General features: G+C 65.3%; 6 protein-coding genes. 1 reads left to right on the top strand and 5 read right to left on the bottom strand.

The window, feature by feature from the left end; all coding sequences use genetic code 11:
* Positions 1-44 precede the first annotated feature (44 nt).
* A complete protein-coding gene (locus NX778_RS03980; RefSeq protein WP_258810374.1) occupies positions 45-2,513 on the bottom strand; it encodes a glycosyl hydrolase 115 family protein in 2,469 nt (822 codons plus the stop codon).
* 163 nt (positions 2,514-2,676) lie between these two features.
* Between NX778_RS03980 and NX778_RS03975 the strand changes: the two genes are divergently transcribed.
* Entirely contained in the window at positions 2,677-5,979 is a 3,303-nt protein-coding gene (locus NX778_RS03975; protein ID WP_258810373.1) for a DUF8487 domain-containing protein, read from the top strand.
* 214 nt (positions 5,980-6,193) lie between these two features.
* Here the strand turns inward: NX778_RS03975 and NX778_RS03970 are convergent, their stop codons facing one another.
* The 4 genes from NX778_RS03970 to NX778_RS03955 are packed head-to-tail and all read right to left on the bottom strand — an operon-like array spanning position 6,194 to position 12,922.
* Positions 6,194-7,741 (bottom strand): alpha-L-fucosidase, encoded by a 1,548-nt coding sequence (locus tag NX778_RS03970; RefSeq protein ID WP_258810372.1) that lies wholly within the window; start codon positions 7,739-7,741, stop codon positions 6,194-6,196.
* 1 nt (position 7,742) lies between these two features.
* Positions 7,743-8,516: an SDR family oxidoreductase gene (locus NX778_RS03965; protein WP_258810371.1), complete on the bottom strand. Its 774-nt coding sequence runs from the start codon at positions 8,514-8,516 to the stop codon at positions 7,743-7,745.
* Positions 8,513-9,949 (bottom strand): sialate O-acetylesterase, encoded by a 1,437-nt coding sequence (locus NX778_RS03960; protein WP_258810370.1) that lies wholly within the window; start codon positions 9,947-9,949, stop codon positions 8,513-8,515. The genes NX778_RS03965 and NX778_RS03960 overlap by 4 nt, the downstream gene beginning before the upstream one ends.
* A 12-nt stretch (positions 9,950-9,961) precedes the next feature.
* On the bottom strand, positions 9,962-12,922 hold the full coding sequence (locus NX778_RS03955) for a glycoside hydrolase family 2 protein (RefSeq protein ID WP_258810369.1): 2,961 nt from the start codon (positions 12,920-12,922) through the stop codon (positions 9,962-9,964).
* Positions 12,923-13,201 lie beyond the last annotated feature (279 nt).

Below are 13,201 nucleotides of genomic sequence, written 5' to 3'. Positions count from 1 at the left end.
TGTAAAGAAACGACAATCACCTAAACAATCAAGCGACTGAGCACTCACCGTGACCCGCGCGAAGCCACGCGGACGGCCGCGCCATCGAGGACAATCCGGTCGATGACGACACCGGGATCGGTGCCGTAGACGCTGATCGTGTGCTCGCCCACTGTGTGGATGGAGAGCGACATTTTAACGACGCGCTCGTTATCCAGCACCCCCTGTGCCCAGTCCGGACGGCCGTCGTTGACCGGCAGCGTCAATACTTGCGGCGCACCGTCGTCGATGGCGACCGCGAGGCGCAGCGTCGCGCCATCGCCATGGGTCGGGATAAGATGCACCTCCAGCGGCAGGTCGCCGACGAAAGGCAGCTTCACGTGGTAGTCCAGTCGCGCCGCGTCGACCGCAATATGTGCGGCCGAAACCGGCATGCTGCTCGCAGGCGCGAGCGCCACCGCGCCCTGCTCGCCGTGGCCCAGCCCCGGGATCACCTCCCACGAGGCGGCGGCACCGGCGCGCTGGCAGTCGAACTGCGCAGCCTCGATGACGAGCCGCGGGGCCGGCGGCGTCTCCGCGCGTGGCGGATAAGATGGCATCGTCCACTTCGACAGGCGCAGCGACGGCCACTGGCGGTCCGCTGGTTCCTGCGACATGATGTGACGCCACTTGCCGCCAGCCAGGCCATCGTTGTACCAGGCAGTCAGCTTGTCCAGCCTGGCGTCGGCCGCCAGCGCGGCGGCCTGGTTGCCGCGCTCACCCTCGAAGAAGCGCTCGTTGGCCAACGCGCTGGCCGTGACCGGATAGGCCACCAGCTCGAACCACGCGTCCTGGCTGCGCTCCGCGATCTTCGCTTGAAGCGCCTCGACCCGTTCGCGCAGCTGCCGGAACGCCTGCAGGCGCTTGCTTGCCTCCTCGTCGCCAAGCGTGCTGCGCCGCGGCGGCTGCTTCGGCAGCCACCACTGCAGGTGCTCCGGACGACGGTCGAAATTGAGTCGGTGGTAGTCATCCATGATGGCCGCGATCTCGTGCGCGTGTTCCGGCCCGAATTCGCGCGCGGCCCATTCGACCAGGAAACGCGGCAGGTCCTGTGCATTCCACTGCTTGACGTCCCATGCCAGCCGCAGGAAGAACTCGGTGTCGATCTCCGCCGGCTTGAGGTCGCCAACGTTGGCGATCCAGATGCGCTGGGCGCCGGTGTCGTAGGCGCGGGTCATCTCTTCCCACACCAGCGCCGGCGGCGTGGTGCTGAGCCAGATGTACGACAGCGGCGCGCCAAGGTAGGACAGATGGTAGTAGACGCCAAACCCGCCCGCGCGCGCGCGTTCCGCCGGCGTGGTGAAGTTCCGGAGGTAGCCGAAATTATCGTCGGTCCACATGACCGTCACGTCGTCCGGGACCTTCAGGCCGTTGCGATACTGGCCCAGCACCTCTTTGTAGGGCACGAACACTTGCGGCACCTGCTCCGGATGCCGATTCACGTACTTTGCGAGCAGCGCGCGCTGGTCGTCGAAGATATTCTCCAGAAGCCGTGCGCGTTCGCTGTCCGACTTCGGCCCCTGCATTGCTGAGTCGTGGATGCCGCGCATGCCGATCGTGTAGATGTTCTCGTAGCGGCCATTGGCGGCGACGCGGTCCTCCCAGTACTTGAGCACACCGTCGCGATTGGTCTGGTAGTTGTAGGCGTGCGGGTCGTCCTTCCACTCGCCGACGTTATTGCGCAGCATGGGCTCCGCGTGCGAGGAACCCATCACGATGGCGTACTCGTTCGCCAGACGCGCGTTCTCGGGGAAGCTGTTGAATGGCGGCGTCCCCGGATGCATCGCGGGCCACAAGGTATTGGCCTTCAGGCGAAGCAGCAGCTCGAACATTTTTTCGTAGGTTTTCGGTCCGATGCCGCCGTGCCCAGGTTCGAGCGTGCGCGCGGCCCATTGCTGCAAGCCCCAGTCCTCGTCGTTGATGAAAATGCCGCGGTACTTGACCGAGGGCGGTCCGAAGCGCCGGGTTCCGGCAGCGACGTACAACGCATCCTTGTGCGCGGGCGCCACGTCCGCCCACCAGTACCAGGGCGAGACACCGATGGCCTGCGACAACTCGTACACGCCGTAAGCTGTGCCGCGCGGGTCGCTCCCGATGATCGCCAGCGCGCGCGGCACACCCGGCAGCGGATGCTCGACGGTGGCGATGACGAAGCTTTCCCAGGCGCCGCGCAGCTTGGCTACGTCCACCTTGCCGGACGCCGCCAGCGCATCGGCCACCGCGCTGGTGCCGAGGGTCCCGACCAGCACCGCCGGCGCGCCTTCCGCTGCGGATCCCAATGCAGGCCGCTGCCCTGTAACGCGTTCAATGTCCGCCGCCAGGTCGCGTGCGGCGTGGCCAACCACGGCCGCATCGGACGACGAGTAGACGATGCGCGCAGCGCCGGCGCGGGTGGCCAGCGCGAAGTCGCCGAGGGCGGGAGCAGCATGGACCAGCGGCGCGGCATTGGCGGCGCCGGCCAGCAGGCAGGTCAGGAACAGGAGGGTACGCAGCATCGCTTGGATCCTATGATTTTTTCACACGAATCGTACACAGGGCTTCGGTCCAGTGTCCATCGCAGTCGCAAAAGGTCAAATTGTTGATTGCGCCAGGCGGCACAGGAGGCGCGCAGTAGCTTATGCTGCGCTCACCCGCGCGCTTCCAATCGACGATATGCGAATGACAACCATGACCCGCCCCGCCCTGCGCTTCGCCGCGCTCACCCTGCTCGCCTGCGCGCTGCCGCTGCACGCGGCCGAAGTGCGCGACCTGTCCGGCACCTGGCGCTTCGCGCTGGACCGCGACGACCAGGGCCTGACCAAACACTGGTACGACAGCGCGCTGGCCGACCATATCCGCCTGCCCGGCATCCTCAACGCCCAAGGCTACGGCGACGAAATCCGGGCCGACACGCCATGGGTGCTGTCGCTGTACGACCGCAACTGGAATCTGCGCGAGGACTACAAGGCCTACACGAAGCCGGGCCAGGTCAAGGTGCCCTTCCTGTCGCAGCCGCCGCGTCACTATCTCGGCGTGGCATGGTACCAGCGCGACATCGAGGTGCCGGCCAACTGGAAGGGCAAGCACGTATCGCTGTATCTCGAGCGGCCGCGCTGGGCCTCCACCATTTGGGTCGACGGCCGTGAAGCCGGCGCCGACGACAGCCTGGTTGCGCCGCACGAGGTCGACCTCGGCCTGCTCGCTCCGGGGCGGCACCGGGTATCGGTCCGGGTCGATAACCGCATGCTGATGAAGTACCGGCCGGATGCGCACAGTGTGTCGGATTCGCTGGGAATGAGCTGGAACGGCATCATCGGCAAGGTCGAACTGCGGGCGACCACGCCGGTCTACATCGACGACGTGCAGGTCTTCCCGGACGTCGAGCACAAGACGGTGCGCGTGCGCCTTGCGATCGGCAACGCAGGCGGCAAGGCCGGCCAGGGCACGGTCAGCGCCAATGGCCATGACTTCCCGGTCACCTGGACAGAAAAAGGCGGCAGCACCGAGTTCCAGGTCCAGTACCCCAAGAACGCGGCAAACTGGGACGAATGGCATCCGGTGCTCCAAACCCTGCGCCTGAAGCTCGCCGGCGCCGGCGCGGGAGACGCGCGTTCGGTGTCCTTCGGCTTCGCCCAGATCAGCACGAAAGGCGCCGACATCCTCGTCAACGGCCGCCCGGTATTCATGCGCGGCACCCACCACGGCGGCGATTTCCCGCTGACCGGCTACCCGCCGACCGACGTCGCCTACTGGAAGAAGATCTTCAAGATTAACAAGGCATGGGGCATCAACCACATGCGCTTCCACTCCTTCACGCCGCCGGAAGCGGCGTTCCAGGCCGCCGACGAAGTGGGCGTCTACCTGCAGCCGGAACCGGGCATGTGGAACAGCTTCGCGCCAGGTTCGCCGATGGAGGCGCGCCTGTACCAGGAAACCGAGCGCCTGATCCGCGCCTATGGCAACCACCCCTCGTTCATGATGCTAAGTCCGAGCAATGAGCCGTCCGGGAACTGGAAGCCGGTGTTCGACAAATGGATCGCGCACTTCCGCTTAGTCGACCCACGCCGCATCTATACCAACGGCACCGGCCACACCGAAAAGGTGGTGCCGGACGTCGACAAGGGCGCTGACTACCTCGCGATCCAGCGCATTGGCCCCGCGCCCCTGCGCAACAAGACCGGCTGGTTCGGGCGCGACTACAGCGATTCGCTCGCCGGCATCACGGTTCCGGTGCTGTCGCATGAAGTGGGCCAGTGGATTTCCTATCCCGATTTTTCGGTGATCGACAAATTCAAGGGCTACCTGCGACCGGGGAATTACGAGATCTTCCGCGACTCGGCCCGCTCGCACGGTGTGCTCGACAAGAACAAGGACTTCGCCTACGCGTCCGGCCGCTACCAGCTCGAGGCTTACAAGGAGGAGATCGAGGCGGCGCTGCGCACACGCGGCCTGTCCGGCTACCAGCTGCTGGACCTGCACGACTACCTCGGCCAGGGCACCGCCTTGGTCGGCATTCTCGACACCTTCTGGGAGTCGAAGGGCTACGCGACCGCCGACGAGTTCCGGCGCTATAACGGCGAGACCGTGCCGCTGGCGCGCCTGACCAAGCTGGTGCTGACCACGCGCGACACGCTCGACGTGCCAGTGGAGATCGCCCACTACGGCGAAAAGCCGCTGGCCAACGCGCAGCCATACTGGCAGGTGCTGGACACCAAAGGCAAGCCGGTTGCCGAAGGACGCTTCGCCGCCACCACGATCCCGATCGGGCATAACACGGCGCTGGGCCATATCAACGCCAGCCTCGCCGCCCTGCCCGCGCCGGGGCACTACAAGCTGGTGGTCGGCCTGGCCGGCACCAAGGTCGCGAATGACTGGAACTTCTGGCTGTACCCGGCCGAAGAAGCAAGCGCAGCGCCTCCGCAGGTGGTGGTCACGCATTCGTGGGACGAGGCCGAGGAACGCCTCGCGGCCGGAGCCAATGTGCTGTACATGCCGCGCAAGGCGGACCTGGACTGGACCTCGCCGCAGCTGGCCGACGTGCCGGTGTTCTGGAACCGCCTGATGAATCCGGGCTGGAGCCGCATGCTCGGCCTGTGGATCGACAAGCGCCATCCCGCGCTGGCCGAATTCCCGACCGACGACTACTTCGACTGGCAGTGGACCGAACTGGTGGCCAATGCGCGCGCGATGAACCTGGAGCGCCTGCCGCGCGGCCTGCAGCCGATTGTGCAACCAATCGACGACTGGAACCGCAACTACAAGCTCGGCGTGCTGTTCGAGGCGCGGGTCGGCAAGGGCAAGCTGGTGGTGTCCACCGCCGACCTCGAATCGAAACTGGACGAGCGCGTGGTGGCGCGCCAGCTGCGCAAATCGGTGCTCGACTACATGGCCAGCGCTGGGTTCCAGCCGAAGACCGAACTCGCTGCCGCCGACCTGCGCGCGACCCTGTTCGACACCCGCGTGATGAAAAAACTGGGCGCCAAGGCGAGCGGCTGGCCGGACGCAGGCAACGCGATCGACGGCGATCCGAATACCTATTCGCTGGTGAGCGTGCGCGCCGATATCCCGCGGCCACAGCCCGAGCTGACCATTACCTTCCCGGAGTCGGTGCCATTCAATGGCTTGGTGCTGATGCCGCGCCAGAACCATCGCGACCATGAAGGCGATGTGCGCGAATGGCTGGTGCAGGTCAGCGATGACGGCCAAGCCTGGCGCGACGTAAAGCGCGCGACGCTTGGCTCGACCTTTGATCCGCAGCGGATCGTGTTCGACCAGGGAGTCAGCGCGCGTTACCTGAAGCTGACCGCACTGTCCGGCTTCGGGCTGGATCGCGCGAGTGCGCTGGCGGATGTGGCCGTGCTGTACACGGGACCGAAGCTGCCTGACGAAGCAGGGGAACTGGAATACAAGCGCTCGCGTTCGACCAGTGCGGACGTGGACGAAGCAGGAATGGACGACAAGCGCAAAGCGCAGAAGAAGTAATCAGGGAGACCGTCGTTCCCGCGCACGCGTGGAGCCCTATTTTGCGCGAGCAGTCGCAGCGCTCGCAAAATGGGGTCCCCGCTTTCGCGAGGACGACGTTCTCTCTTTAATTTCTTCTGGGGACCGCAAACTCAGCATGAGCCCCGGCCTTCGCCGGGTCGACGCGTTTGCGTTAGTGGTTAACTTGAAGCCGTGGTCCCCGCGCACGCGTGCGTTACCGCGGTTGCAGTCCGGAGATCTTCAAGGCGACTGGCAACGGCGCGCCTGAGGTCGGAAGTAGCTGGAGGTGCAAGCCTGCGGCATCTTGGCTGAACGCGACTGATTCGCCACCGACCACTTCGACCTTGGTCACATTGCCGACCGCCGGCGTCAACGAGGCAAGCGTATTGTCACCGCCCGCTTTGCCGATCGCATACAGCGCCTCGCCCTTGACCGTGAAGCGCCAGTCACCGTCACCGAAGCGCGTCCACGGATGCGTGTCGTAGATGGCGTCGCCATACCGCTGCAGCCAAGCGCCAACCCCGAGCAGAACCCGCTGCTGATCGTCCGGAATCATCCCATCAGCCTTTGGTGCGATGTTCAGCAGATAGAACCCGCCTTTGCTGACGGTATCTACCAGCTTGCCGATGATCGAGGCTGCCGACGAGATCCTCATGCCCGCCGTGTAGCCCCAGGTACTGCCGATCGTGTCATCAACCATCCATGGCGAAGGACGGATACCGGAAGGCGAACGCGTGCCGACCTTCTCGAAGTCGATGATGGACCCAAGCTGATGACTGTCGTCGTTGTCCGGCGCGTAGGCCACCCACTTGGTGCTGATCGAAACCTGCTTGCCCCAGCCGCTCGCACGATTGTAGTAGTAGGCCGCCACGCGCTCCTTCAGCGGGTCGAGCACGCGCAGGTTCACGCCATTGTCGAAATAGAGCAGATCGGGCTGGTACTTGTCGATCAGTTCGAAATTGCGGGCCAGCCAATCGGACAGGAAGCGCGACATCGCCAGCGGACTACGGTCTGCCACATTGTAGAAGTCCGCCCAAGCGGGATCGAACAAGTCCGCATGACGCTCGCGCAGGCGCGCCTCGACCTGGGCGGTCGGATTCACGAAAGCGAAGTTCTCGACGCCGTGGTTGGATACACCGAAGCGCATGCCTGCCCTGCGCACCGCAGCACCAAGATCGCCGATCAGGTCACGGTGCGGCCCCATGCGCTTGGCGTTGAACGGAGTGACCGCACTGTCCCACAGGGCGAAGTTATCGTGATGCTGCGCGGTCGGCATGACCAGGCGCGCGCCAGCGCGGCGGAACAGTTCGGCCCACGCGTCCGGATCGAACTTCTCCGCCGTGAATTGCGGGATGAAGTCCTTGTAGCCGAATTTCTCCGGCAGCCCGAAATGCTCCGTGTGCCAGGCCAGGTCGCGGTCGTACATGTGCTTTTCGTACCACTCGTTGTGATACGCCGGCACGGCATACACGCCCCAGTGCAGGAAGATGCCGAACTTCGCGCCCGCGAACCAGGCCGGCGGCTGGTAGTTCTTCCGGATCGAGTTCCAGTTGGCCTGGTACGGCCCGGCGGGCAATGCAGTCGCCAGCCCTGCATTTGCGGCAGACACAATCGCCGGCGTCGCGGGCGGGCCCATGACGCCATAATCGTACAGCTTCGATTCAGGCACACCGCCGCGGTCGGGCTTGGGCAATGGAGCAGCATTGGCAGAAAACGCAGCAGCCAGCAGCACAAGGAGTGCCTTCACGCGAAGCGTCTTCATATCACTCATGATAAAGCTGGCTGCGCCCGCCGTCGATCAGGATGTCAGCGGCATTGATGAAGCGCGCCTCGTCGCTGGCGAGGAACAGCGCGGTATAGGCCACCTCCTCCGGCTCGCCGATGCGGCGGCACGGCAGCAGATTGGCCTGGCGCTGGCGCTCCGCTTCCGGGTCCGGGCAGCTCGCCAGCCAGGCCTTGATCTGCTCCGTCATGATTAAACCCGGCGAGATCGAATTGACGCGGATGCCGCGCGCCGCGTATTCGATCGCCAGGGAGCGAGTCAGGCCGATCAGCGCATGCTTGGCCACCGGGTAAGGAAAACAGCCCGGAATGATCTTGTGCCCGTGGACCGAGGCGATGTTGACGATGCTGCCGGCGCTCCGTTCCAGCATGCGCGGCAGCGCCGCCAGCGCCATGTTCCAGGCGCCTTCGAGGTCGACCGCCATGCAGCGCTGCCAGTCTTCCGGCGTCAGTTGGAGCGGATCGGAAAACACGTTCATGCCGGCGTTATTGACCAGGATGTCGACCTTTCCGAAGAGCTCCACGGTGCGGTCCACCAGGCGCCGCGTGGCGGTCCGGTCGGACACGTCGGCCAGTTCGAACATGCTGTTTTCGCTGCCCAGCTCCGCGCGCATTGCCGCGGCGTGTTCGTCGTCGCGGTGGCTGTTGATCACTACGCGCGCACCCTCGGCCACGAAACGACGCGCGATGGCGGCGCCGATGCCCATGGTCGAGCCGGTGACGATTGCTACTTTGCCTTCCAGACGGCCGCTCATTCATTTTCTCCTTCAGGTACAGGCTGTTCTGACCGGAACGGCACTCCCGGCAGTCCCGCCTTGTTGACCAGATTCGGCTGCGCCGCCTCGTCCCATGCAAACCGCGCCTTCACCGGATGCGGCACCTTGGGGCTGCTCAGCACCACCTTGCCCTGCTCGATGCTGGCCTTCGCCGAATAATAGCGGCCATCCGCGCCGGCGATGTCGAACCAGCTCAGCGCCTTGCCGTCGCGCGCGGCCAGCCCGTCGGCGTGGGCGAAGCTCAGGATCGCCTTGTCGCCTTCAATCGCCATCGACTTGAACGCCGGACCGTAGGCTTCGATGTCGCGCCGGTCGTAGGCCTGCACCAGCGCCACGTTGGCCAGCCGCTCGCCCACCGTCTTCTTGTCGCGCGGGTGGATGTCGCGCAGGTCGTCGACGAGGTCGGTGGTGACAATCATACCCGTGCCAGGAATGCGCAGCGACTGCGCCTGTGCTTCCCACAGCCGCGGTTCGGCATCGGAATCCGTCACCCGGTCGTGGCGCGTGGAATGGTAGAGGTGGGGCGCGACCTGCACGTAGTAGAACGGGAAGCTGGCGTTCCAGTGCTGGCGCCAGCCCGAGACCAGCGCCTTCATCTTGCCGGCGTAGGCGGCGCCGTCGTCCGTGTCCATGATGTTGGACTCGCCCTGGTACCAGATCACGCCCTTGATCCCGAACGGCGCCAGGCCAGCCACCATGCCGTTGTACAGGATCGACAAGTCCGATGCAGGCCAGGCGTCGGCGGTCTGATTCTCGACCGGCGTCCACAGTTCGATGCGCGTGCCGCCGACTGTAGAATCGATCAGGCCGACCGGCGTATGCAGCTCCTGGTTCAGGCGGCGCCCAAAGAAGTAAGCCGCCGCCGAGAACTTGGTGGCCTCGACGGATTCGGGCGTGCACACGACCCACTTGCCGGATACGTCATCGCCCGGCTTCTGCGCCTTGTTGCGGCTCACCTTGAACAGACGGATCGCCGGGTGGTTGGCGGCCGCAATTTCGGCCTCGCTGTTCAGGGTCGGCTTTTGCCCGTGCTGTTCGCCGAGCGGCTTCTGCATGTTCGACTGGCCGGAAGCCAGCCACACCTCGCCGACCAGCACGTCGTTCACCACGATCTCGTTGCCCTGCCCGCGCACTGCCAGCGGCCCCGGTGCATCCGATGTGCGGCGCAGGTCCAGCTGCACAGACCACTTGCCATCCGCGCCGGCGCGCACCGTTTTTTCCTGCGTGCCGATCTTCACGCTGACTTGTTCATTGGGCGCGGCCCATCCCCACACCGGCACCTTGTCCGCGCGTTGCAGCACGAGGTGGTCCGAAATGATCGCCGGCAGCCGCACCGCGGCGTCGGCCGCCGAAGCGGCAAACAGGGCTGCCAGCGCCAGGGCAAGCCGCCATGGCCGATTGGTCTGATACATCTTGATCCTCACTTACGGAACGCGATAGAACTCGGCCTCGACGATCGACAGCGTGCCTTTCGGCGTGCGGTTCGCGCCGGTGTCGGTAATCTTCTGGTTTGCCACTTCGGTCAGCGCGATCGCATTCTTCTCATCGGCGGCGCCAATCAGCTCGATGCGCACGCTGCTGCCCTTGTGCGACTTGAGCGGCAGCGTCACGTAACCCAGGCTCTTGGGCGTCATGCCGTTGAATACTTCGGTGTCGTCGACGAGGACCCGCAGCGGGTAGCTGCGCTCGCGCCAGCCGGACAGCTTCAGCACCACCTCGCTCAGGGTGGCCGGCGCGGCCAGCTTGTAGGTGATGGCCGGTTTCTTGTCGCCCGCCGCGCTGGCCCAGACGCTGGTCTCGTTGTCGTCGAAGGACTTGGCCGCATTCTCACCGTTGCTGGATGCCTCGACCGATGCGACCGGCACTGCGACGCGCGACACGTGGAACGACGGCGTCGTCGGCGTCGGCCCGCGATCCAGGCGCAGCGGCTGTCCTTCGCCCGGCAGGTGCGTGGACAAGCCGCCGCTCGACGGCGCGGAGACCGATTGCAGCACCAACTCCGCCGGCGCATAGCCCTCGGCGGTAGCGCGCAGCACGATGCGTCCCGGTTCGGCGCCGCTTCGCACCAGCACGCGGTTCACGCCGCCGATTACCGGCAAGTCATGCGACAAGATGTAGTTGTCCGGTCCTTGCGCGATACCGCCGCGCCACTCGGCCGGACCATCGAGTTCGAAGTGCACCTTGTCCATCGCGACCGGATTGCGCTGCCCCTTGGCGTCGACCACTTCCACCTGCACCAGCGCGAGGTCGGCGCCATCGGCATGCAGGCCGCCCGGCGCGGTCATCGCGGTCAGGCGCAGCGCGGCCGGCGCACCGGCGGTGGCGACCGAGGTCTCGCAAATCTGCTTGCCGGCGGCGTTGTAGCCGATGGCCTTCAGCTCGCCCGGCTGCCATGCCACGTCGTCGAAGCTGAACAGGAAGCGCTCATGCTGGCGGCCGTGGCCGAGCGGTTTGCCGTTCAGGTACAGGTCGACGCGGTCGGCGCTCGACACCACCGTCACCGGCTTGACCGTGCCGGGAGCGTAGTTCCAGTGCCCGATGATGTAGGCGCGCGGATGCTCGATGTCGACCCAGCCGTCCCACACCACCTGGTGCGCGAACCAGCCGTCCTTCTTGATGCGCATGGCGTCGACCTCGCCGCTGCGGCGATAGTTGTCCAGGCCACGATGGTGGGTGTTCGTGTCGGAGAACACGATATTCACGCCGCCCGAGCTGACGCGGGTGCCGGTGCCCGGCCGCTCCCGCCAGTAGTCGTACCAGCGCTGCACGTCCTCGATCGCGTGCGTGTCCTGGTTGCGGTTGTAGACGCTGGCGTCGGCGCCCTTGTGCTGCGGCCCGTCGCCATCTTTATGGAAGGGCGGGGTCCAGTTGTCGCGGAACTCGCGCGCGGCTTCGTCGCGCGAATACTCCATGGCCCAGAACGGGATGCGCGCGCTCTTATTGATGTATAACATTTCGCCGCCATACTCGGCGACGTCGGAAGCGAGCATCTCGCGGCTGCCCGATGCGCGGCCGCCGTAGGGGTCGAACTCGTCGCGGATCGCCTTCATGTCACGCATGTGTTCTTCGCTCACGCCGCGGTTGCCGCTTTCATAGAACACGATGCTCGGGTTGTTGCGGTTGTAGATGATCTCGTCGCGCATCACCTCGAGGCGCTGGCCCCAGCGGCGGCCGGTGACGTCGGCCTCCGAGTCGCCGGCCGGCATCGCCTGCATCATGCCGATGCGGTCGAAGGACTCCACATCCTGCTTCCACGGCGTGATGTGCATCCAGCGGAACAGGTTGGCGTTACTCTCCAGCGCGAGGCCGTTGCTGTAGTCGGACATCCAGGCCGGCACCGACTGGCCGATCGCCGGCCATTCGTTGGTGGTGCGCTGGGCATAGCCGTGCACCTGGATCACGCGGTCGTTCAGCTTGATCATGCCGTGGCCGAATTCGGTCTTGCGGAAGCCTGTGCGGGTGGTGACGCTGTCGACCGGCTTGCCGTCGACCTTCAGCGTGGTCACCACGTTGTACAAGTAGCCGTAGCCCCAGCTCCAGAAGTGCAGGCCGCCGACCTTGGCGCTGGCCTTGACGGTGCCTGTCGCTCCTGCCGCCAGCGTCTGGGCAGGCGCCGAGAAGCCGGCGACCTTCTTGCCGTCGGCGTCGCGGATCTCGACCTCGTAGCTGAAGGTGCGCGGCTTGTCGTATTCGTTGCGCACCTGCGATTCGGCGGTGACGGTGGCGCGCTTGCCGCGGATGTCGAAGTCGCGCGCGTAGATGTACACGCCGGTCGTGCCCAGGCTCGAATACAGGGGCAAGGTCTGGTACAGCTTGTCCGCCACGTGCAGCTTGACGTTCTTCGGCAGGCCGCCATAGTTGGCGTTGAAGTTCTTGTCTTCCCACTGGTAGCGCTGGCCGGTGGCCTGCTCGCGGTATTCCCAGCTGTTGTCGGTGCGGACCGCGATCACGTTCTCGCCCGGGACCAGCAGCGCGCTGATATCGACGCCGAAGGCCGTGACGCCATCCTCGTGCAGCGCCGCGCGCTTGCCGTTGACGTACACCTCGGCCGCCTGGCGCGCGCCTTCGAATTCGATGAACACCTTCTGCCCACGCGCCTCTTCCGGCAAGGTGAAACGCTTGCGGTACCAGGCGATGCCGGTCGTGTGGTCGGCGATGTCCTTGCTGAAGGCGTCGTCCTCGTTCCAGGCGCGCGGCAGGGTGACCTTTTTCCAGCCGCTGTCGTCAAAACTGGCCTCGGCGGCGCGGGCCGGATCGGCCACCGCCAGCTTCCAGCCCGGGTTGAAGTTGAAGACCTCGCGCGCAGCAGCAGGCGCCGCGCCGCACGACCACGCGAGGAGCACTGCGAGCGCGGCGGGGACCAAAGTGGGGGTACGTGGGTTCATGAAGTGGACGGCGTCGGCCAGATTGTTGTGATAGCGGCACGATGCTATGCGCGCCTCCAGCCCCAGTCAACGAACCGCGCTTTTTAATCACCGGGATGAGCGAACAGGCGCGCAATGTGCAGGGTTCCCTCATTCGAAAACGCTCAGTTTGGTGATCAAAACAACACGATTGGCCGCCAAACTGCGCGTTTCGAGCATCTTCTTGATTGATTGCATCTTGGCATGCCACATGGCTTGAATCGGGAAATACACTGGTCGGACCAATCGCCCCTTCAGGGC

The organism is Massilia terrae (genome assembly GCF_024753145.1).
Classification (GTDB): domain Bacteria; phylum Pseudomonadota; class Gammaproteobacteria; order Burkholderiales; family Burkholderiaceae_D; genus Telluria; species Telluria terrae.
Note: the sequence above shows the minus strand (reverse complement) of the source record. Positions and strands in the feature narration are given on the sequence as shown.